The following is a 20892-nucleotide window of genomic DNA, read 5'->3' as shown; positions in this document are numbered from 1 at the left end:
GAGCGGGGTCAACGGGCCTTTCGAAAGCCTGGGATCAGCCGGCCGGCTTCGCCGCGGCCGCCGGAGCGGGGCTCGCCGCGGGGGCGGAGCCGCCCGAGGACGAGGCCGGGGCGGTCGAGGAGGACGAGGTCGACGAGGACGAACCCGCGCCCACCGAGCTGGTGGAGGACGAGCGGCTGTCGGTCCGGTAGAAGCCGGAACCCTTGAAGACCACACCCACGGCCGAGAAGACTTTGCGGAGCCGTCCCTGGCAGTCGGGGCACGTGGTCAGCGCCTCGTCGGTGAACTTCTGCACCGCCTCCAGGCCGTTGCCGCACTCGGTGCACTGGTACTGGTACGTGGGCACTTGTCTTCCTCCTGGCACTCTCGCCTGATGAGTGCTAACGATGGTCAATGATGCGGCATTCCGCTGCATCAGTCCAGCGACTCGAATGTGAGATGAGCCGGGGGCCGCCGTGTGGCGACCCCCGCGTGAGTGCTGTAGGCGCTCGGCTCAGCCCTTGGCCGCACCCACCAGCTGCCGCGTCACGGGCCGCTCGCCGCCGCCCGCGACCACCGTGCTCGTGGCGCTCGGCGCGACCAGCAGGTGCCGCAGCACGACCAGAGCGACCAGGCCCAGCCCGGCGCCGGCCACCGGCACCAGGAACCCGGCCGACGGCCCGTGGCTGTCGATCAGCCGCCCGGCCACCGTGGAGCCGGTCGCCAGGCCGAGGCCGATGGCGCCGGTCAGCCAGGTGAAGGCCTCCGTCTTGGCGCCGTCCGCGACCAGCGTCTCGACCAGGGTGTAGCCGGTGATCAGCGTAGGCGCGATGGCCAGGCCGCAGACGAGGCCGGCGACGGACAGCGCGACCAGGTTGGGCATCGCCCAGAGCGTCGAGCATCCCAGCACCAGCAGCGCGTAGCTGGCCAGCAGCCGCTGCTGGGCGGCCCGGCGCCAGGCGATCATGCCGTAGAGCACACCGGCCAGCATCGAGCCGCCGGCGAAGATCCCGTACACCGTGCCGTTGGCACCGGGCTGGCCGACGGACTCGGTGAAGGCGGTCACCGAGACCTGCATCCCGCCGAAGACGGTGCCGACGCCCAGGAACGCGCCGGCCAGCAGCCGGACACCGGGCGAGGAGAGCGCCGAGACACGGCGGGCCCCCGGCTGGTGCGGGTGCCGGGCGGGGGCGGTGCGGCGCTGCGCGGCGAAGGCGAGCCCGCCGGCGACGGTCAGCGCGGCCTCGGCGATCAGCCCGGCCGAGGGGTTGACCGAGGTGGCGATGGCGCTGGCCAGCACGGGGCCGATCACGAAGGTGAACTCGTCCGTCACCGACTCGAAGGCGAACGCGGTGTTCAGCTTGGCCGGGGGCGCACCGTCGGCGGAGAGCTTGGCGACCCAGCGGGAGCGCACCATCGCGCCGATCTGCGGCACGCTGGCGCCGGCCGGCGCGGCGGCCAGCAGCAGGGCCCAGGCGGGGGCGTGGCCGAGCGCCAGCGCGATCAGCGCGCCGACCGAGACGGCGTGCACGATCACGCTCGGCACCAGGACGGCGGCCTGGCCGTACCGGTCGGCCAGCCGGCCGGTCTGCGGGCCGACGAGGGCCTGGGCGACGGCCGAGACGGCCGCGACGGTGCCGGCCGTGCCGTACGAGCCGTGGGTGTCGAAGACGAGCAGCAGGATGCCCAGGCTGAGCATGGCGTACGGGAGTCGCGCGGCGAAGGCGGGCGCCAGGAACGTCCAGGCGCCCGGGGTGCGCAGCAGTGCGCCGTACCCGACGCGGGCGGGGGCCTCGGTGGCGGACGCGGTGTCCGGCGAGGTGCCCGAGGGGGCGTCCATCGGGACGCCGCTGTTGTCGACCGTTCGGCGGGCCGTCACGGTCGGTCCTTCCTGCTGCCTGGTAGCGCGGAAGGGGCATGGGGTGGCCCCGACGGCGCCGAGAGTCGTCCTCTCGCGCGTCGACCGGGGTAGTTACCGGGCCGGCCCGGCGTGGTTTCCGGGGGTCTGGCCGCGGCCGCCGAGCGGTCGCGCCAACTCTGCGTCAGGCAGATGCTGGGTGTGTATCAACCATCATACATATACGCGCGTAGATGTCGCGCTTGCCTCCACAGTACAGGGCCCGTCCAAAATTGTCCTGCCAATTGAAGGTGAACGCCGGACGAACCCTTCAGGACCCCTGCCCGCGGCGCCCCAAGGCCCCCGCCCGCGGCACCCCGGGTCCACGCCCCCGTTGCGCTCCCGGCCCCCGCCCCCGTGGCGCTCCCGGCCCCCGCCCGCGACGCTCAGGCCCCCCGCCCGCGACGCTCAGGCCCCCCGCCCGTACAGCCACCCGGCGAGCTTGCCGCCCTTGTCCACGGCCCGCAGCCGCCGCTCCGCCGCCTCGCTCACGTCGTCCGTGGTGACCACCAGCAGCTCGTCGCCGCCGCGCAGCACGGTGGCCTTGTCCGGCACGAAGCTGCTCCCCTCGCGGACGACCAGGGTGACCGCCGCGCCGGCCGGCAGCCGCAGCTCGCCGATCTCCACGCCCGACATCTTCGAGTTCGGGGACAGTGCCACCGACAGCAGGTGCCCGTGCAGCTTCTCCAGCGGGGCGGACTCGATGCCGAGGTCCTGGCCCATCGAGCCCTCGCCGATCCGCAGCCACCTGGCGACCAGGGGCAGGGTCGGCCCCTGGAGCAGGGTGAAGACCACGACCAGGATGAAGACGATGTTGAAGACGTCCTGGGCCATCGGCGCGTCCGCCACCATCGGGATGGTGGCCAGCACGATGGGCACCGCCCCGCGCAGCCCGGCCCAGCTCAGCAGCGCCTGTTCGCGCGCGGGCAGCTTGAACGGCGTCAGGGTCAGCACGACCGAGAGCGGCCGCGCCACGAAGACCAGGACGGCACCGATCACCAGCGCGGGCACCACGGCCGAGCCCATCGTCTCGGGGGTGCAGAGCAGGCCGAGCAGCACGAACATGCCGATCTGACCGATCCAGGCCAGGCCGTCGGCGAAGCCGCGGACGGCCGGGCCGTGCGGAAGCTTGGCGTTGCCGAGGATGACGGCGCTGATGTAGACGGCGAGGAAGCCGGAGCCGTGCAGCAGCGCACCGCCCGCGTAGGCGAGCACGGTGAGCGCCATGACGGCGATCGGGTAGAGGCCGGAGGACGGCAGCGCGACGTGCTTGATCCCGAACGCGCCGATCTTGCCGACCGCGAAGCCGACGGCCGCGCCGATGGCCAGCTCGGCGACGATCGTGCCGGCCAGCACGTACCAGGAGTCCAGTTCGCCGGTGGTGGCGAAGGCCACGACCAGGATGACCACGGGCGCGTCGTTGAAGCCGGACTCGGCCTCCAGCAGGCCGGTCAGCCGGTGCGGCAGCGGCACCATCCGCAGGACGGAGAAGACGGCCGCGGCGTCGGTCGAGGAGACGATCGCGCCGAGCAGCATGGAGGTGCGCCAGTCGAGGCCGACCAGCCAGTGCGCGCCGGCGGCGGTGACGAAGACGCTGACCCCGACGCCGACGGTGGCGAGCACGGTGGCGGCCGGCATCACCGGTCTGACCTCACGCCAGCTGGTCTTGAGACCGCCCTCGGCGAGGATCACCACCAGGGCGGCGTAGCCGAGCACCTGGGTCAGCGCGGCGTTGTTGAAGGAGACGCCGAGGCCGTTCTGGCCGAGCGCGACGCCGATGCCGAGGTAGATCAGCAGGCTGGGCAGTCCCGACCGGGTCGAGATGCGCACGGCGACCACCGCGACCAGCAGGATCACGGAGAACTCGAGGAGCAGCTGGTTCAGGTGGTCGACATTCACGCAGGGGCACCTCGGGCAGGCTGGGGGCGGGCGGGGTGTCTGACGGCGGTGAGGCCGAAGGAGTCGACCGGAAGGCGAGGCTGGGCCCGGATGGCCGATTGCTCCCCTTGCGGATCGTTACTCAGTCTAACATTTTGCCATATCTTTAGCTTCGCCTGTGACATCGGCCTCCGCCTCCGTTCCCCGGAAGGTTCTCCGGCGCTTCTCTGACCTCCGCAGATCCCACCGTGAGCGTCCCCCGTGCACGCCCGCCAGCCGAGTCGGCCTAATGTGGTGCCCTGTCATGGCCGAGTGCCCTGGACACGCCCACCTGCTCCCCAGTCGAGGACCGCAAGGACCCAGATGCCCCGCTCGAAGAAGTTCCGGCGCGCCCGTCTGATCGTGATCGTGCTGGTCGTGCTGCTGGTGGCCGGCGCCGGCTACGGCGGCTACCAGGGGGTGGCCGCGGTCCGCGCGTCATTCCCGGAGGTCGACGGCAGCGTCAAGGTGGCGGGCCTGAGCGCGCCGGTCGACGTCAAGCGGGACGCCAACGGCATCCCCCAGCTCTACGCCGACACCAGCGAGGACCTCTTCCGCGCCCAGGGCTACGTCCAGGCCCAGGACCGCTTCTGGGAGATGGACGTCCGACGGCACATCACCGCGGGCCGCCTCTCCGAGATGTTCGGTGACAGCCAGGTCGAGACCGACTCCTTCATCCGCACCATGGGCTGGCGCCAGGTGGCGCAGAAGGAGTTCGACGAGAAGCTCACGCCCGAGACCAAGAAGTACCTCCAGGCCTACGCGGACGGCGTCAACGCCTGGCTCGGCGAACACCCGGGCGGCCAGAGCGCCTCGCTGGAGTACACGCTGCTCGGCGTCGTCAACGGCGGCTACAAGCCCGAGCAGTGGACGCCCGTCGACTCGGTGTCCTGGCTGAAGGCGATGGCCTGGAACCTCTCCGGCAACCTCCAGGAGGAGATCGACCGCTCGCTGCTCGCCCAGGACTTCAGCCCGGAGAAGATCGCCGAGCTCTACCCGGAGTACCCGTACGCGAGCAACGGCACGATCGTGAAGACCGGCACCGTCAGCGGCGACACCTATCGTCCCGCCGACAGTTCCGGCCAGGCCAACGCCGGCGCCGCCGGTACCGCCGCCCAGGGCGCGGCCGCCACCAAGGCGACGCTCAAGGACATCACCGACCGGATCGACGCGATGCCGCAGCTGCTCGGCCGCCAGGGCCAGGGCATCGGCTCCAACTCCTGGGTCGTCGCCGGCTCGCACACCACCACCGGCAAGCCGCTGCTGGCCAACGACCCGCACCTGGGCCCCGGCCTGCCCTCGGTCTGGTACCAGATGGGCCTGCACTGCCGCACCACCTCGGCCGCCTGCCAGTACGACGTCTCGGGCTTCACCTTCGCCGGCATGCCGGGCGTGGTGATCGGCCACAACAAGGACATCGCCTGGGGCTTCACCAACCTGGGCGCCGACGTCACCGACCTCTACCTGGAGAAGGTCACCGGCCCGGAGACGTACCTCGTGGACAACAAGGAGGTGAAGTTCGCGCTACGCAAGGAGACCATCAAGGTCGCCGGCGGCGAGGACCGCACCATCACCGTCCGCACCACCCAGACCGGTGCCCCGCTGATCTCGGACCAGAGCACCGAGCAGCAGAACGTCGGCAAGTACGCCCCGAACGGCACCGCCGCCCCCGACCGCGGCACCGGTGGCTACGGCGTCGCCCTGCAGTGGTCGGCACTCAACCCCGGCAAGACCATGGACGCCGTCTTCGCGCTGGACCGCGCCAAGAACTGGGAGGAGTTCCGGGGCGCCGCCAAGGACTTCGCCGTCCCCGCGCAGAACCTGATCTACGCCGACGCCTCGAACATCGGCTACCAGGCCCCCGGCGACATCCCCGTGCGCGGCAAGGGCGACGGCAGCTACCCCGCCCCCGGCTGGGACTCCGCCTACCAGTGGAAGGGCTCCATCCCCTTCACCGCCCTGCCCTACAGCTACAACCCCTCCGCCGGCTACATCGTCACCGCCAACCAGGCCGTGGTCGACCCGTCGTACAAGTACCTGCTGACCAAGGACTGGGAGTACGGCACCCGGGCCAAGGAGATCACCGACCAGATCGAGCTCAAGCTCAGGAACAACGGCCGGATCTCGCCCGACGACATGCAGGAGATGCAGCTCGACAACACCAGCATCCTCGCGAAGAAGCTGGTCCCGCTGCTGCTCAAGGTGCCGATCGACGACCCGTACGTGCGTGAGGCGCAGGACCTGCTGAAGGACTGGAACTACCACCAGGACGCCGACTCGGCCGCCGCCGCCTACTACAACGGCGTCTGGCGCCAGCTGCTCAGCCTCTCCTTCGGCCAGAAGTTCCCGGCCGACCTGCGGGCCGAGGACAACTGCCTGCTGGTCCGCCGGCAGACCGACCCGACCAAGCCGGACAGCAGCTCCCAGATCGTCACCGAGTGCGGCACCCGCGACCCGGGCAAGGCCCAGCCGGACGGCGGCGACCGCTGGACCGAGGTGGTGCGCCAGCAGCTCGACAGGCCCGACAGCAGCTGGTGGACGTACATCGACTCGCAGCACAAGGAGCAGAAGGGCCTCGACAACCTGCTCGCCGAGGCCATGAAGAACGCCCGCCAGGACCTCACCTCGCTGCTCAGCAAGGACATCTCGACCTGGAGCTGGGGCCGACTGCACAAGCTGACCCTGCGCGAGCAGACCATGGGCACCGACGACTCCTCGATCGCCTCCGGCGTCGTCCACAAGCTGCTCAACCGCGGCCCGTACCGCCTCTCCGGCGGCTCGGCGGCGGTCGACGCGGCGGGCTGGAACGCGGCGGCCGGCTACCAGGTGGACTGGATCCCGTCGATGCGGATGGTGGTCGACCTGAGTGACCTCGACGCCTCGCGCTGGATCAACGTCGGCGGCGCCTCCGGGCACGCCTTCCACCCCAACTACAACGACCAGACCGACCTCTGGCTCGGCGGCAAGCTGCTGACCTGGGCCTACTCGCCGGACGCGGTCGAGAAGGCGGCCAAGCACAAGCTGGTGCTGACCACCGGCTGACCCACCGCACGACCGTGGCCCCGCCCTCCCCGCTCCGGGAAGGTGGGGCCACGGTCGTGTTCAGGCCCGACGGCCAGGACCTAGATGACTGATGCCAAGGATTAGAGGTCGTTCGCGGTCAACAAGCGCGGCGATCTGTCGGCTTGGTGCCGATTTACGGACGTTCGGCAAGGAGTTCGCCACTGTCCGGGTCGTAAAGCTCGATGGTGCAGCGGTGGCCGATCCGGCCGAAGGTCTCGATCAGCTCGGTGATCCCGGTGATCGCGATCTCGCCCATGAAGGTCACCGGGTCCAGCGGGAGCACCGACAACCGGGCGTAGGTGTGCTCGGCTTCGAACTCTGTCCAGGACTGCTTGCGCACTCGCCAGCCCCGCCCGAAGAGGATCTCTGCCACCTGCTGGGCGTCGGCCGCCGTCGGCACCGAGCCAGCGATCTCGACGGTGAGGACCTGGTCGTCGAACGCCGGGCCGGCGCTCCAGCCGGACGAGAAGTTCATGGCCGCAGAGTAAAGCCGGACGCGCAGACGACACACCCGGTTATCCCCACCACGCGCGCATGACATGAAGCGAGGGAATCCAAAGATCGGTTGTGACGCTTGATCTGGACTCCCTCGCCGCCGCACTCTATGTGAAGACCGACGATCTGCTGGCCGTTGACACCAGCCTGTGGACCGACGACGTGTGGGTGGTCGACTCAACCCCGATCGAGTGCGGCCGCTCCCGGGAGACGGTCAAGCGCTCCGAGCTGGCCGGATGGGCCGAGTACGGCTACCGCGCCAGCCACTCGCGGTTCTTCTGGGGCTTGCCGCTGCACCCGGTGTTCACCCTGCACGGCCTACCCGTCGCGTTCGCGCTGACCGGTGCCAAGGCCGACGATCTGGCACAACGACCGCACTGGACAGCCCGTCATGCGCTCCCTGACCGCATATGACCACTGAAGTCCTTGGCATCAGTCATCTAGCCCAGCCGGTGCAGCCCCGACGGCGTGAGCGCGGCGTCCACCGGCAGGTCGTGCGGCTCAGCCGGCACGCTCGCCAGCAGCTCGTGCTCGTACAGCAGCACGGCCAGCAGGGGGCGCACCCCGGCCCGCCCCAGCCGGGCCAGCACCCGGTCGTACGAGCCGCCGCCCCGGCCCAGCCGCAGCCCCTGCCGGTCCGCCGCCAGGCCCGGCAGCAGCACCAGCTCCGCCCCCGTCACCGCCTCCGGTCCGAGCCGGCCGCCGACCGGCTCCAAGAGCCCGCGCCCGGCCGGCGCCAGCGCCCCCGGGCCCTCGTAGGCGGCCCAGTCCAGGTCGTTGTCGGCCAGCAGTACCGGCAGCAGCACCCGCACCCCGCGTGCCAGCAGCGCGTCCAGCAGCGGCCGGGTGCCCGGCTCGGCGCCGACCGACACGTACGCGGCCACCGTGGCACCCGGCGCGGCCAGCTCCCCGGCGTGCCCGGCCAGCGCCTGCGCGGCCGCCTCCCGGGCCTCCGGCGACAGCGCACGCCGCTGCGACAGCAGCCGTGTCCTCAGCGCGTTCTTCTCGTTGTGCATGGGATGCTCCACGGCTCGATCCTTCACGGCCCGATCCTCCCCGGTTCGGTGCTCCCCGGCTCTGTGCGGGCGACGCCCAGAGCCTGACACGCGGAAGGCGCCCCGATGTCCACCCCGCTGCTGGTCCAGGCCCTGGCCGCGCTGAGCGTCCCCGCGCTGGCCGGCGCCACCGTGCTCGGCCTGCGACTGCGCCGCGGTGAGCGGGGCGGGGCGGCCCGCGAGGCCGCGCTGCGCGAGCGGGCCGCCGAGCTGGAGGCCCGCTGCGCCGAGCTGGAGCGCACCGCCTCCTGCGACCCGCTCACCGGGGTCTGGAACTACCGGCACCTGCAGCTCACCCTGGACCGTGAGATCGAGCGCGCCCGTCGCGCCGAGCAGACCGAGCAGCAGGAGGGCCCGCGCCCGCTGGCCGTGCTGCTGCTGGAGATCGCGGGCTTCGAGGCGGTCATCGCCGAGCACGGCCGGGCCCGGGCCAACGCGGTGCTGCGCGACCTCGCCCAGCGGCTCGGCATGGAGATCCGCCGCTCGGACACCTTCGGCCGGTACAGCGGCGAGGAGTTCCTGGCCGTGCTCCCGGACACCGGCGCCGAGGGCGCCGCGCAGGTCGCCGAGCGGCTGGTCTGGTCGGTCCGGCGCCACCTGCTGCTGGACTGGTCCTCCGGCCCGCGCGAGGACCGTCGCCCGCACGGCAACGGGCTGACCGCCGCCGTCGGCCTCGCGGTGCTGCCGGAGGACGGCACCCACGCCGCCGTCCTGCTCCGGGTCGCCGACCGGGCCCTCGCCGAGGCCCGGGCGGCAGGCGGGGACTGCTGGCGCGGAACGGTCCCCCCGCGGTCGGAGGGCAGCTCCGATGCCGAGCGTGACCGTTCGGGAAAGGCGGGTAGTCTGTCGGCCTGTGCCGGAGGGGACACCCTCGCCTCTCCCGTCACTTCCCCCCTGCCTGCCATCGTGGCCGGGCCCAGCGACGCGCTGTCATCACCGGTCAACCGCGCTCGGCCAGGCGTAAACATGCCTTAGTAAGGTAAAACGCATGACGACGACCAGCTCTCGAGTGCCGGTAACCAAGGCCGTGGTCCCCGCGGCCGGACTGGGTACCCGCTTCCTCCCGGCGACCAAGGCGACTCCGAAGGAGATGCTGCCGGTCGTCGACAAGCCTGCGATCCAGTACGTCGTCGAGGAGGCGGCCGCCGCCGGGCTGTCCGACATACTGATGGTCACCGGCCGTAACAAGCGCGCCCTCGAGGACCACTTCGACCGCGCCTACGAGCTGGAGGAGCTGCTCGCCCGCAAGGGTGACCAGGACCGCCTGCGCCGGGTCCGCGAGTCCGTCGACCTGGCCAACATGCACTACGTCCGCCAGGGCGACCCCAAGGGCCTCGGCCACGCCGTCTCGGTCGCCGAGCAGCACGTGGCCGGCCAGCCCTTCGCCGTCCTGCTGGGCGACGACCTGATCGACCCGCGCGACCCGCTGCTCTCCCGCATGATCGAGGTCCAGCAGGAGCTCGGCGGCTCGGTCGTCGCGCTGATGGAGGTCGACCCCTCCCAGATCCACCTGTACGGCTGCGCGGCCGTCAAGGCCAACGGCTTCGGCGAGGACGTCTTCCAGGTGACCGACCTGGTCGAGAAGCCCGAGACCGCCGACGCCCCGTCGAACTACGCCGTCATCGGCCGTTACGTCCTCGACCCCTCGGTCTTCGACGTGCTGCGCGAGACCCCGCCCGGCCGCGGCGGCGAGATCCAGCTCACCGACGCCCTGCGCGAGCTGGCCACCCGCGAGCCGGAGGTCGGCGGCCAGGTGCACGGCGTCCTCTTCAAGGGCCGCCGCTACGACACCGGCGACCGCGCGGACTACCTGCGCGCCATCGTCCGACTGGCCTCCGAGCGCGAGGACCTCGGCCCGGAGTTCCGCTCCTGGCTCCGCGAGTTCGTCGCCTCCGAGCTGCAGGACTGACCCACCGAACAGAGAGCGAGTGAGCCGATGACCGGGTCCACGGAAAGCAGCACCACCCCTGCCGCAGCCTGCTGCGAGGGGACCGCGGACCCGGCACCGGCCGCTCGCCCGGCCAGGCTCTGGACGGTCGACGAACACCTCGCCGACGTGCTGGCCACCGTCGGCCCGCTGCCCGCGATCGAGCTCCAGCTGCTCGACGCCCAGGGCTGCCGGCTCGACGAGGACGTGCTCGCCGACGGCGACCTGCCGCCCTTCGACAACAGCTCGATGGACGGCTACGCGCTCCGTACCGCCGACACCACCGGCGCCACCGCCGCGTACCCCTCGGTGCTCGCGGTGGTCGGCGACATCGCCGCCGGCGCCGGCGAACTGCCGAAGGTCGGCCCCGGCCAGGCCGCCCGGATCATGACCGGCGCCCCCGTCCCGCCCGGCGCCCAGGCCGTCGCCCCGGTCGAGTGGACCGACGGCTCCACCGGCAGCGGGCAGGCCGCCGACGCGATGACCGCCGCCGTCGAGGACGAGGAGGTCCGGGTGCTGCGCCCGGTCTCCGACGGTGCCCACATCCGCCGCCGCGGCAGCGACGTCGCGGCCGGCTCGCGGGTGCTGGAGGCCGGCACCCGGCTCGGCCCCGCCCAGCTCGGCCTGCTCGCCGCGATCGGCCGGGCCACCGTCAAGGTCTGCCCGCGCCCGCGCGTGGTCGTCCTCTCCACCGGCAGCGAGCTGGTCCAGCCCGGCGAGCCGGTCGGCCCGGGCCGGATCTCCGACTCCAACAGCTTCACCCTCACCGCCGCGGCCCGCGACGCCGGCGCCATCGCCTACCGCGTCGGTGGCGTCCCGGACGACGCGGCACGGCTGCGCGCCGTCCTGGAGGACCAGCTCGGCCGGGCCGACCTGATCGTCACCAGCGGCGGCGTCAGCGTCGGCGCGTACGACGTGGTCAAGGAGGTCTTCGAGTCCTACGGCGGAGTCGACTTCCGGCGGCTGCGGATGCAGCCCGGCAAGCCGCAGGGCTTCGGCCGGATCGGCGCCGGGAGCGGTGCCGGGGCCGGCGGCGCCGGGGTTCCGCTGATGGCCCTGCCCGGCAACCCGGTCAGCGCCTACATCTCCTTCGAGCTCTTCGTCCGCCCGGTGATCCGCACCATGCTCGGCGCCGCCGACGTCCACCGCCCGGTGGTCCGCGCGCTCTGCCCCGCGACGCTGCGCTCGCCGGCCGGCCGGCGGCAGTTCCTGCGCGGCCGGTACGACGCGGCGGCCGGCGTGGTCGAGCCGGTCGGCGGGGCCGACTCCCACCTGGTCGGCGCGCTGGCCCGGGCGGACTGCCTGATCACCGTCCCCGAGGACGTCACCGAGCTGCCCGCCGGCAGCGAGGTGGACGTCGTCCTGCTCGGCGGCTGACCAGCCGGCGCGGCGGGCCGTCTCGCGGACGCGGCCCGTCCCACGCCCCGGCCGGGACGGGGGGTACGGTAGCGCGGTATTCGACCTGCGCGCCCCCTGGAGCACCCGTGAGCACCTCACCCCCCGGCGACCGCCTCACCCATGTCGACGACCAGGGCGCGGCCCGGATGGTCGACGTCTCCGAGAAGGCGACCACCGCGCGCACCGCCGTCGCGGCCGGCCGGGTCCGGGTCTCCCCGCGCGTGGTCGAGCTGCTGCGCGGCGAGGGCGTGCCCAAGGGTGACGCCCTCGCCGTCGCCCGGATCGCCGGGATCATGGGCGCCAAGAGGACTCCGGACCTGATCCCGCTCTGCCACCCGATCGCGGTCTCCGGCGTCAAGGTCGACCTCTCCGTCGCCGACGACGCGGTCGAGATCACCGCCACCGTGAAGACCGCCGACCGCACCGGCGTCGAGATGGAGGCGCTCACCGCCGTCGCGGTGGCCGGCCTCACCGTGATCGACATGGTCAAGGCCGTCGACAAGAGCGCCACCATCGAGTCCGTCCGGGTGCTCAGCAAGACCGGTGGCAAGAGCGGTGACTGGTTCACCCCGGAGGCGGGCGCATGAGCGAGCCGGGCATGCGCGCGCTGGCCGTCACCGTCTCCAACCGGGCCTCGGCCGGCGTCTACCAGGACAAGGGCGGCCCGCTGCTGGTGGCAGGCCTGCGCGAGATGGGCTTCACCGCCGACGGCCCCGAGGTGGTCCCCGACGGCGAACCGGTCGAGGCGGCCCTGCGGGCGGCCGTCGCGGCCGGCTACGACGTGGTGTTGACCACGGGCGGCACCGGCATCTCCCCGATGGACCTGACCCCCGAGATGACCGCCAGGGTCATCGACCGGCAGGTCCCCGGCATCGCCGAGGCCATCCGGGCCCACGGCCGCGCGAAGGTCCCGACCTCCGCGCTCTCCCGCGGGCTGGCCGGCCTCGCCGGACGTACCCTGATCGTCAACCTGCCGGGCTCGACCGGCGGCGTCAAGGACGGCCTGGCCGTCCTGGAGCCGCTGCTCGCCCACGCCGTCGACCAGCTCGGTGGCGGGGACCACCCCCGGCCCGACGCACCTGCTTCCGGGAGAGCGCACTGAACGCCGGCTGGCCGGTCGAGCTCCACGAGGGGGACGTCGCGCTGCGCCCGATCAGGGTGCGCGACCAGCGTGAGTGGCAGGAGGTCAGCCGGCGCAACCGGGACTGGCTGCGCCGCTGGGAGGCCACCGTGCCGCCCGGTCCGGCCGGCCAGGGCGCCGGTCCGCGGCCCACCTACCGGCAGATGGTCCGCTTCCTGCGCGGCGAGGCCTCGGCCGGGCGGATGCTGCCCTTCGTGGTGCTCCACAAGGGCTGGCTGGTCGGCCAGCTGACCGTGGGCGGGATCACCTGGGGTTCGATGTGCTCGGCCAATGTCGGCTACTGGGTCGACGAGGCGGTGGCCGGCCGGGGCATCATGCCGACCGCGGTGGCGCTTTCGGTGGACCACTGTTTCCGCACGCTCGGACTGCACCGGATCGAGGTCTGCATCCGCCCGGAGAACGGGCCGAGCCGGCGGGTGGTGGAAAAGCTCGGCTTCCGCTCGGAGGGAATGCGGCCGCGCTATCTGCACATCGACGGCGACTGGCGGGACCACCTGGTGTACGCGCTCACCGCGGAGGAGGTCCCCGAGGGGATGCTGGAGCGCTGGCGGGCGCTCAGTTCCGGGCGCGGCCGCAGGAATTGAATACATGTTCGAAAGAAATATCGATATGGCATCGGCGTGGCGACGGACGGGCACAAATACCGGCAAAATAGTCGGAGAATCAGCTTGATCACACGACACGCCGTGCCAAATTGCTGCCAGGCCTTCCCCGGCGCCCGTACGGTGTGAAACGTGAGCAGTAGCGGCCTTATCTACGCCGTCATCGTAGGGGCCTGGGCCGCCTATCTCGTGCCGATGTGGCTCCGCAGGCAGGACGAGCTCAACGAGGCGCGCCCGACGGAACGCTTCAGCACCGCCATCCGCCTGCTGGCCGGGCGTTCGGCGCTGGAGCGGCGGGCATCCCGGGCCCTGGGCGACGAACCGCGTGACGACGAGCAGAGCAAGGACGGCCCTCCCGGACGGGACGAGGCCGACTCAGGCGACCCCGGGAACGGCCCCGCCGAGGATCGGGCGGGGGGCCCGGCGGACGATCCGGCCGAGCGGCCCGTGGAGCACCCCGCCGGGCACCCGGCCGAGCGGACGGGCGAACGCGCCGCGGAGCGCGCGGCCGAGGAGACCGCCGAGCGGCGGGCCGGGGTCGAGCGCCGGGCACGGCTGCTCGCCCGGCGTCGCCGGATGGTCAGCGTCCTCTTCCTGGCGTTCGCGCTCGGCGCGGTCGTCGCGGCGGTGGCCGGTCTGGCCTTCCTCTGGGTCCCGGCCGTGCCGGCCGTCCTCCTCACCCTCTACATCGGCCACCTGCGCAAGCTGGAGCGCCAGCGGTACGAGGTGAAGCTCGACCGCGCCCGGGCCGCCCAGGCCGCCGAGCGGCTGCGCAAGCGCGAGCAGCAGCGCGCCGAGGCCCGCCCGGCCGAGGAACCGGTGCCGGACGCCCCCGCGGAGCCCCTCCGCGGCCGCCCGCACCTGCGGCTCGCCACCGAGCCGGCTCCGGCCGACCCCGCCCCGGCCACCGGCTCCGCCTCGGCGTCCGCCGTGGCGGAGGCGACCGAGCACGAGGAGTGGGTCGACGGCATGCGCGAGCGCGGCGCGGCCGGCCCGGACTCCTGGGAGCCCGTGCCCGTCCCGCTGCCGACCTACGTCACCGCTCCGGTGGCCCCCCGGGTCACCCGCGGCCTCGACCTGTCGGCCCCCGGTACCTGGACCGCGGGCCGGCCCACCGAGGCCCGCACCACTCCGCTCTTCGACCAGTACGCCGAAGCCCCGGCCCCCGAGACCCGCCCCCGCGCCGCCAACGAATGACCGCGCCGGCGCCGACCAGGACGGCGTCCCGGGGGGTGGTCACAAGCCCCCTCCGAAAGGTGCTAAAGTTTCTTCTCGTTGGGGCTGTGGCGCAGTCCGGTAGCGCACCTCGTTCGCATCGAGGGGGTCAGGGGTTCGAATCCCCTCAGCTCCACCCAACAGGAAGTCCCGCCCGATCATCAGATCGGGCGGGACTTCTGCGTTGTGGGGGCGTGGGCGCCGGACGGCGGGTCAGGCGCTCGGGGCGGGGCGCCGGTTCGGCGGCGTGACGATGATCACTCCTGTGGGGCGGAAACGGCCGAAGGCCGGGCGGAGCGGGTGCTCCGGCCGGCCCTCGGGGGGTGGGCGGGGTCCGTCAGGACTGACCCGAGCCCGCGTAGGGGCCCGGCTGCGGGGCGCCGGCCTGCGGCGGGACGGTGCCGTAGCGGGCCGGACGGTGGCCGCGCGGGTGGCGGGTCAGGGTGTAGCCCGCGACGCCGGCCAGGGCGGCCAGGGCGCCGCCGGCGAGGGTCCAGAACCAGCGGCTGTTCCAGCCGGAGAACCAGCCGGTGTACCAGTGGTCCTCGGGCTCCGCCGGTGCGGCCGCCTTGGCGGTCGCGGCGCCGCCGCCGGTCGGCGGGACGAGCGGGGCCTTGAGCTCGCCGCCCTCCGGCTGGGCGTTGTCCGCGTCGCCCTTGGCGGCGACGTGCAGCTGGACGGAGGCGGCGAGGCCGAGGTCGGGCTGCGGGACGTCGGAGACCGAGAGACGGACGTAGTAGGTGCCGGGCAGCGGGTCGCCGGACCACGGCTCGGCCCAGGAGCGGACCTCGCGCAGGGTGCAGCTCAGGGCGAGCGACGCCGCTGTGGGCTCGGCGGTCGCGTTCTGGGTGCCGGCGGTGCAGGACTGGCGGCGGCGCAGCCCGTCGAAGACCTCGACGCTCCAGGTCTGCGGGCCGTGCCGGTCGGTGGAGGGGGCCAGGTTGACGGTCAGGCCGACCGTCGGGGTCTGGCCCTCGGAGGCGCCGAACGCCCAGTACAGGTAGTCGCCGGTGGAGGCGGCGACGTTGGCGTCCTGGCGGGCGGCGAGGTTGATCGCGGTCAGGAAGGACGTCCCGGCCTTGGTGACGGGGGCGGGAGTGCCGCTCGCGCTGGGCGAGGCGGACGGGGAGGCGGCGGAGGCGGCCGGGGCCGCGACCACGAGGGCCGGGAGCAGGGCGAGCCCGGCCAGGGCCTTGCGGAAGGAGCCGCGGGTCGTCGAGTTGGGCATGATCAGTTCTCCCGCCAGACAGCGATCCGCCAGCGTGCGATCCAGCCGAAGAGCAGGCCGGTCAGCAGGCCGGCCAGGGTGAGCACCAGCAGCAGGATCCAGCCGCGGCCGAGACCCATCGCCGGGCCGTCCGGGGCGGGCGACGCGGCGGTCAGGTCGACCGTCAGTTCCAGCGGCAGGCCGGGCTCGGCCTGGACGCCGGGCTGGGCGGCCAGCGAGTTGCTGACGACCAGGCAGACGGTGGTCTCCGGCTTGCCGCTCGGGGAGGCCGAGGGCGTCGCTGTGGCGTAGCCCTTGGAGTCGTCGGTGGACCAGCGCAGGCCGGTGGAGACCACGTCGGTCCGGCCGCTGCCGGCGTCGGTGCCGCGGACCAGTTCCTGGCCGGCGGTGCTGGTGGCCTGGAGCAGGACCCCGTAGTCGCGGGCCACGGCCCGGTCCACGGAGACGCTGACCGAGGCGCGCAGCTCCTGTCCGGCCTTGACCGGGACGCGGTAGACGCGGTGCTGGGAGAACTTCTCCCGGTCGCTGTAGACGCCGGGGGTCAGCACGGGCGCGCTCTCGCACTTGTCGGTGCCCGCGGTCTTGACCGGCGTCACGGTGTAGGTGTCGTTGGAGCGGTCGACCAGCTGCTTCACCTTGTCGGTGAGCTGTTCCTGGGTGCGGACGTCGGTGTAGGTGCCGCCCGTCGCGTTGGCGATGCACAGCAGCTGCTGACGGGTCTTGTCGTCGTGCGCCAGGCCCAGGGTGTCGACCACCAGGTGGATGCCCTGGGCGGCCAGCTCGCGGGCCACGTCGCACGGGTCCGGCGGGGCGCAGGAGTCCTCGCCGTCGGTGATCAGCACCACCCGGCGGGTGGTCTCGCCCTTGCCGAGGTCCTGGGCGGCGCCGCGCAGGGCCAGGCCGATCGGGGTCCAGCCGGTCGGGCGCAGCGTGGCGACGGCCGTCTTGGCCTCGACCTTGTTGGTCTTGCCGACCGGGAAGAGCTGCTTGGTGTCCTGGCAGCCCTGGGCCTTGTCGTCGCCGGGGTAGTTGGCGCCGAGGGTGCGGATGCCGAACTCGGTCTCCGCGGGCAGGGCGTCGATCACCTCGTTGAGGGACTGCTGGGCCACCGCGATGCGGCTCTTGCCCTGGATGTCGGCGGCGCGCATGGAGCCGCTGACGTCCAGGACGAGGTCGACCCGGGGGGCTTCCTTGCCGGCGGAGCCGGCTGATGGTTCGTCGGCATGGGCGGGCAGGCCGCTGAGCAGCGCACCGCCTGTTATCGCCAGGGCGGCCAGCAGGCTGCCGAGCCTGGCCTTGGGTCGTCGTCCGGTAGTCACCCGCCAGATCCTAGGGATCATCAGTTCGCCGTGGCCAACGCGGTCCGGTGTGCGGGCGGCCGGGATCCGGCGTGAACTCCCGGGCGCCGGTGGGCGATCGGGCGCCGGGCGCCGAAGGATGCACCGAGGGTGCGGAGAGGAGTGTGGAGGGAGTGCGGAGGGGGTCCGGGTAATCCGGGACACACCGGGCAGAAGAGCCGATAAATATGGATAGTGCTCGTTAGGGTGACGAAAGGGGCTCCGGCGTCGGATGTGCCGGCACGCCGCCCCGGCCGGAACGTCCGACGGAGTGGAAGGACCCGCACGTGAGAAAGCTCTTCGCGATCGCCTACCCGGATCCGGCCACCGCCCAGGCGGTGCGCAACGAGGCGGTCGGCGGCGCCGCGGGTGCCGCGGTCGGCGCCACCACCGACATCGGGGTGGACGACGACTTCATGCGCGAGGGCGGCCGGCACCTCCGGCCGGGCACGGCCGCCGTCTTCCTGCTGGTCCGCAAGGCCACCGCGGACAAGGTCGTCCCGGCGCCGGCCCGCTACGGGGGCCGGATCATCCAGACCTCGCTCTCCGCCGAGGCCGAGGCCGAGCCGAGGGCGACCGTCGAGGCGTCCCGGCCGCAGAGCGCCCGGGCCTCCGTCTGAGCCACCGGCCCACCTGACCAGCCGCTCACGTCGGGGCGGACGGGCCCGGCCGCCCGTCCGCCCCGATCGCCGTCGTACGACGGCCCACCCACCACCACCGCAGCAGGGACACCCAGGACGGTCCGTGGCGACACCCTCCGCCGTGACGAGAAGCGCCGGCCGGCCGCGCCGGACGGTTCCCACCCGGCGCAACACCGAACTCGCGCTGGTCCTGGCCGCCGTGCTGATCGCCGTCTTCGGCTACGCCGAGGTCGGCGTCAACGTCGACGGCACGGTGCCCGCCGACGCGGCCGAGTACGGCGCCGCGCTCGGCGTGCTCGCGCTGCTGGCGCACGCCGTGGTCCGCTGGAAGGCGCCGTACGCGGACCCGCTGCTGCTGCCGATCGGCGTGCTGCTCAACGGGACCGGCCTGGTCGTCATCTACCGCCTGGACCGCGCCACGGCGGGCAGCGGCGCGGCGCCCACCCAACTGCTCTGGTCCACCCTCGGGGTGGGCCTGTTCATCGCCGTCGTCCTGCTGCTGCGCGACCACAAGCGGCTGCAGCGCTACGCGTACATCGGCGCACTGGTGGCGCTGGTCCTGCTGGTGCTGCCGATCTTCTTCCCGCCGGTGTACGGCTCGCGCATCTGGATCACGATCGGGCCGCTCTCCTTCCAGCCGGGGGAGTTCGCCAAGATCCTGCTGGCGGTCTTCTTCGCCGCCTACCTGGCGGTGCACCGGGACGCGCTGGCGCTGACCGGCCGCCGGGTGCTCTGGTTCCAGCTGCCGCGCGGGCGGGTGCTCGGGCCGGTGCTGCTGATCTGGGCGGCGTTCGTCGGCGTCCTCGTCCTGGAGACCGACCTCGGCACCTCGCTGCTCTTCTTCGGCCTCTTCGTGGTGATGCTCTACGTGGCCACCGCGCGCAGCGGCTGGATCGCGATCGGGCTGTTCCTGGCCGCGGTGGCGGCGGTCGGGGTCGGCTGGCTCTCGCCGCACGTGCACAGCCGCGTCAACGACTGGCTGGACCCGCTCGGCTCGATCGCGGCCGGCCGGGGCGCCAACCAGATCGCCCAGTCGCTGTTCGCCTTCGCCTGGGGAGGGGAGCTGGGCGCCGGGCTCGGCAACGGGCACTCCGTGCTGATCGGCTTCGCCGCCAAGTCCGACTTCATCCTCGCCACCATCGGCGAGGAGCTGGGCCTGACCGGGCTGATCGCGCTCTTCCTGCTGTACGCGCTGCTGGTCTCCCGCGGGTTCCGGACCGGCATCGCGCTGCGCGACCCGTTCGGGCGGCTGCTGGCGATCGGGCTGGCCGCGATCGTCGGCCTCCAGGTGTTCGTGGTCGCCGGCGGGGTGCTGGACCTCATCCCGCTGACCGGGATGACGCTGCCGTTCGTCGCCCAGGGCGGCTCCTCGGTGGTGACCAACTGGATCATCGTCGCGCTGCTGGTGCGGATGAGCGACCTCGCCCGCCGGCCGGCCCCCGGGGAGGCCTGATGGCGCTGGGCCGCGGCAGGGGCAACGGGCCGCAGGGCCGGCCCGGGATCTCCGTCACCGGACGCCGGGCGGGCACCTTCTGCCTGCTGCTGATCGTGGCGCTCTGCGTCCAGGCCACCCGGGTGCAGGTGTTCCAGGCCAAGGAGCTGGACCACAACCCGGCCAACCAGCGGCTCACCATCGAGCGGTACTCCCAGCCGCGCGGCAACATCCTGGTGGGCGCCGACAGCGTCACCGGCTCGGAGCCGACCGGCGGCCGGTACGACTACAAGCGCACCTACACCGACGGGCCGCTGTACGCGGCCGTCACCGGGTACTCCTCGCAGGCGTACGGCAACACCCAGCTGGAGGGGACGGAGGACGACCTGCTCTCCGGCACCGACAGCCGGCTGGCGAGCTGGGCCGTCTGGGACGCCATCGCCCGGAAGCAGAACCCGGGCGGTGACGTCCACACGACGATCGACCGGGCCGCCCAGCAGGCCGCGATGCGCGGGCTGGGCGGCCAGAAGGGCGCGGTCGCCGCGATCGAGCCCGCCACCGGCCGGATCCTGGCGCTGGCCAGCACGCCCTCGTACGACCCGGGGAGCTTCGCCGGCTCCTCCGCCGCGGACCAGGCGGCCTGGAACGGGCTGCAGGCCGACCCGGACCAGCCGATGCTCAACCGGGCGCTGCGCCAGACCTACCCGCCGGGCTCGACCTTCAAGGTGGTCACCGCGGCGGCCGCGCTGCAGAACGGCGTGGTCTCCGACATCGACGCGCCGACCACCGCGCCGTACCCGTACGTGCTGCCGGGCACCACGACGCCGCTGGTCAACGACACGTCGGCCTGCGACGAGCCGGGGCAGTCGCTGGACACCGCGATGGTCCTCAGCTGCAACAGCGTCATGGGCTACCTCGGAGTGCAGGTGGGGCTGGACAGGATGGTGGCGACGGCCGAGGACTTCGGCTTCAACGACGCCCGGCTGGACGTCCCCGTCCGGCCGGCGCGCTCCAACTTCGACACCGCGATGAACCAGTCCCAGGTGGCGCTCTCCTCGATCGGCCAGTTCGACACCGCGGCCACCCCGCTGGTGATGGCGATGGTCGCGGCCGGGGTCGCCAACAACGGGACGGTGATGCATCCACAGCTTGTGGACAAGCTGACCAGGAGCGACGGCACCACCGTGCAGCTGATGCGTCCGGAGGTGTACCGGCGGGCGATGAGCCCGGCGGTGGCCGGGCAGGTGCAGAAGCTGATGACCGACGTGGTGGAGAACGGCACCGGGCGCAACGCCCGGATCGCCGGCGCGGTCGTCGGCGGCAAGACCGGCACCGCCCAGCACGGGGTGGACAACACCGGGACGCCGTACGCCTGGTTCATCTCCTGGGCCGCGCCGGCCGGCTCGAACGACGTGCCGCCGGTGGCCGTCGCCGTGGTGATCGCGGACAGTGACGCCACGGACGTCACCGGTGGCGGCCTCGCGGCGCCGGTCGCGCGCTCGGTGATGCAGGCCGTACTGGGCGGCTGACGGCGCTCAAGGCGGCGCTGACCTGCGGCTTAGCTG

At 72.9% G+C, this 20892-nt stretch carries 18 protein-coding genes, 1 tRNA gene and 1 pseudogene; 13 read left to right on the top strand and 7 right to left on the bottom strand.

All coding sequences use genetic code 11. The annotated features are described in order from the left end of the window. Positions 1-34 precede the first annotated feature (34 nt). The 3 genes from ACZ3YO_RS28220 to ACZ3YO_RS28210 form a co-directional block, all read right to left on the bottom strand. Positions 35-346, bottom strand: a complete 312-nt coding sequence (locus ACZ3YO_RS28220; RefSeq protein ID WP_465574580.1) for an FmdB family zinc ribbon protein — start codon at positions 344-346, stop codon at positions 35-37. Between the two features lie 147 nt (positions 347-493). Further along, positions 494-1819, bottom strand: coding sequence for an MFS transporter (locus ACZ3YO_RS28215; protein ID WP_465574749.1), 1326 nt, complete (start codon positions 1817-1819; stop codon positions 494-496). Between the two features lie 465 nt (positions 1820-2284). Continuing rightward, the gene (locus ACZ3YO_RS28210) at positions 2285-3775 is read right to left on the bottom strand and encodes a potassium/proton antiporter (protein WP_396324491.1); all 1491 of its coding nucleotides are present in this window, start codon (positions 3773-3775) and stop codon (positions 2285-2287) included. Between the two features lie 342 nt (positions 3776-4117). On the opposite strand from ACZ3YO_RS28210, the gene ACZ3YO_RS28205 reads away from it, so the two are divergent. Beyond that, positions 4118-6835 (top strand): penicillin acylase family protein, encoded by a 2718-nt coding sequence (locus ACZ3YO_RS28205; RefSeq protein ID WP_465574577.1) that lies wholly within the window; start codon positions 4118-4120, stop codon positions 6833-6835. 154 nt (positions 6836-6989) lie between these two features. Here ACZ3YO_RS28205 and ACZ3YO_RS28200 read toward each other — a convergent pair whose 3' ends face one another. Further along, positions 6990-7331 (bottom strand): hypothetical protein, encoded by a 342-nt coding sequence (locus tag ACZ3YO_RS28200; protein WP_465574574.1) that lies wholly within the window; start codon positions 7329-7331, stop codon positions 6990-6992. 149 nt (positions 7332-7480) lie between these two features. On the opposite strand from ACZ3YO_RS28200, the pseudogene ACZ3YO_RS28195 reads away from it, so the two are divergent. Beyond that, positions 7481-7711 (top strand): annotated as a pseudogene (locus ACZ3YO_RS28195) (IS982 family transposase); the annotation flags it as partial. Positions 7712-7791: 80 nt separating this feature from the next. Here the strand turns inward: ACZ3YO_RS28195 and ACZ3YO_RS28190 are convergent. Further along, on the bottom strand, positions 7792-8367 hold the full coding sequence (locus ACZ3YO_RS28190) for a 5-formyltetrahydrofolate cyclo-ligase (RefSeq protein WP_465574746.1): 576 nt from the start codon (positions 8365-8367) through the stop codon (positions 7792-7794). Positions 8368-8472: 105 nt separating this feature from the next. Here ACZ3YO_RS28190 and ACZ3YO_RS28185 point away from each other — a divergent pair, with 105 nt between their 5' ends. From ACZ3YO_RS28185 to ACZ3YO_RS28150, 8 genes are all read left to right on the top strand, one after another. Continuing rightward, a complete protein-coding gene (locus ACZ3YO_RS28185; RefSeq protein ID WP_465574571.1) occupies positions 8473-9381 on the top strand; it encodes a GGDEF domain-containing protein in 909 nt (302 codons plus the stop codon). Between the two features lie 13 nt (positions 9382-9394). Continuing rightward, complete coding sequence (gene galU / locus ACZ3YO_RS28180; RefSeq protein ID WP_465574568.1) at positions 9395-10315, top strand: UTP--glucose-1-phosphate uridylyltransferase GalU; 921 nt, start codon at positions 9395-9397, stop codon at positions 10313-10315. 27 nt (positions 10316-10342) lie between these two features. Continuing rightward, positions 10343-11710 (top strand): molybdotransferase-like divisome protein Glp, encoded by a 1368-nt coding sequence (gene glp, locus ACZ3YO_RS28175; protein ID WP_465574565.1) that lies wholly within the window; start codon positions 10343-10345, stop codon positions 11708-11710. Between the two features lie 107 nt (positions 11711-11817). Next, the gene (moaC, locus tag ACZ3YO_RS28170; RefSeq protein WP_465548140.1) at positions 11818-12318 is read left to right on the top strand and encodes a cyclic pyranopterin monophosphate synthase MoaC; all 501 of its coding nucleotides are present in this window, start codon (positions 11818-11820) and stop codon (positions 12316-12318) included. Beyond that, complete coding sequence (locus ACZ3YO_RS28165) at positions 12315-12833, top strand: MogA/MoaB family molybdenum cofactor biosynthesis protein (protein ID WP_465574563.1); 519 nt, start codon at positions 12315-12317, stop codon at positions 12831-12833. The genes moaC and ACZ3YO_RS28165 overlap by 4 nt, the downstream gene beginning before the upstream one ends. Beyond that, entirely contained in the window at positions 12830-13456 is a 627-nt protein-coding gene (locus ACZ3YO_RS28160) for a GNAT family N-acetyltransferase (RefSeq protein ID WP_465574743.1), read from the top strand. The genes ACZ3YO_RS28165 and ACZ3YO_RS28160 overlap by 4 nt, the downstream gene beginning before the upstream one ends. A gap of 150 nt (positions 13457-13606) precedes the next feature. After that, a complete protein-coding gene (gene sepX / locus ACZ3YO_RS28155; RefSeq protein WP_465574561.1) occupies positions 13607-14671 on the top strand; it encodes a divisome protein SepX/GlpR in 1065 nt (354 codons plus the stop codon). Positions 14672-14751: 80 nt separating this feature from the next. Beyond that, a tRNA-Ala gene (locus ACZ3YO_RS28150) sits at positions 14752-14825 on the top strand. 201 nt (positions 14826-15026) lie between these two features. Here the strand turns inward: ACZ3YO_RS28150 and ACZ3YO_RS28145 are convergent. Next, positions 15027-15917, bottom strand: coding sequence for a peptidase (locus ACZ3YO_RS28145; protein WP_465574558.1), 891 nt, complete (start codon positions 15915-15917; stop codon positions 15027-15029). Between the two features lie 2 nt (positions 15918-15919). Next, positions 15920-17236 (bottom strand): VWA domain-containing protein, encoded by a 1317-nt coding sequence (locus tag ACZ3YO_RS28140; RefSeq protein ID WP_465574556.1) that lies wholly within the window; start codon positions 17234-17236, stop codon positions 15920-15922. Between the two features lie 305 nt (positions 17237-17541). On the opposite strand from ACZ3YO_RS28140, the gene ACZ3YO_RS28135 reads away from it, so the two are divergent. From ACZ3YO_RS28135 to ACZ3YO_RS28125, 3 genes are all read left to right on the top strand, one after another. Continuing rightward, on the top strand, positions 17542-17874 hold the full coding sequence (locus ACZ3YO_RS28135) for a DUF1269 domain-containing protein (RefSeq protein WP_465574553.1): 333 nt from the start codon (positions 17542-17544) through the stop codon (positions 17872-17874). A 142-nt stretch (positions 17875-18016) separates the two neighbouring features. Beyond that, positions 18017-19348 carry an FtsW/RodA/SpoVE family cell cycle protein gene (locus tag ACZ3YO_RS28130; RefSeq protein ID WP_465548135.1) on the top strand — a complete coding sequence of 444 codons (1332 nt, stop codon included), beginning with the start codon at positions 18017-18019 and terminating at the stop codon, positions 19346-19348. Beyond that, positions 19348-20856, top strand: a complete 1509-nt coding sequence (locus ACZ3YO_RS28125; RefSeq protein ID WP_465574550.1) for a penicillin-binding transpeptidase domain-containing protein — start codon at positions 19348-19350, stop codon at positions 20854-20856. Before ACZ3YO_RS28130 ends, ACZ3YO_RS28125 begins: the two co-directional genes overlap by 1 nt. Positions 20857-20892: the final 36 nt, after the last annotated feature.

It is taken from the genome of Kitasatospora sp. NPDC022785 (assembly GCF_055561295.1).
This window is presented reverse-complemented; position numbering and strand designations above follow the sequence as displayed.

Excerpts from the sequence above, each read along its gene's own strand:
- ACZ3YO_RS28215 (WP_465574749.1), bottom strand. The coding sequence starts at position 1,819 with ATGGACGCCCCCTCGGGCACCTCGCCGGACACCGCGTCCGCCACCGAG.
- glp (WP_465574565.1), top strand. The coding sequence starts at position 10,343 with ATGACCGGGTCCACGGAAAGCAGCACCACCCCTGCCGCAGCCTGCTGC.
- ACZ3YO_RS28200 (WP_465574574.1), bottom strand. The coding sequence starts at position 7,331 with ATGAACTTCTCGTCCGGCTGGAGCGCCGGCCCGGCGTTCGACGACCAG.
- ACZ3YO_RS28205 (WP_465574577.1), top strand. The coding sequence starts at position 4,118 with ATGCCCCGCTCGAAGAAGTTCCGGCGCGCCCGTCTGATCGTGATCGTG.
- ACZ3YO_RS28185 (WP_465574571.1), top strand. The coding sequence starts at position 8,473 with ATGTCCACCCCGCTGCTGGTCCAGGCCCTGGCCGCGCTGAGCGTCCCC.
- ACZ3YO_RS28125 (WP_465574550.1), top strand. The coding sequence starts at position 19,348 with ATGGCGCTGGGCCGCGGCAGGGGCAACGGGCCGCAGGGCCGGCCCGGG.
- ACZ3YO_RS28145 (WP_465574558.1), bottom strand. The coding sequence starts at position 15,917 with ATGCCCAACTCGACGACCCGCGGCTCCTTCCGCAAGGCCCTGGCCGGG.
- ACZ3YO_RS28190 (WP_465574746.1), bottom strand. The coding sequence starts at position 8,367 with ATGCACAACGAGAAGAACGCGCTGAGGACACGGCTGCTGTCGCAGCGG.
- galU (WP_465574568.1), top strand. The coding sequence starts at position 9,395 with ATGACGACGACCAGCTCTCGAGTGCCGGTAACCAAGGCCGTGGTCCCC.
- ACZ3YO_RS28165 (WP_465574563.1), top strand. The coding sequence starts at position 12,315 with ATGAGCGAGCCGGGCATGCGCGCGCTGGCCGTCACCGTCTCCAACCGG.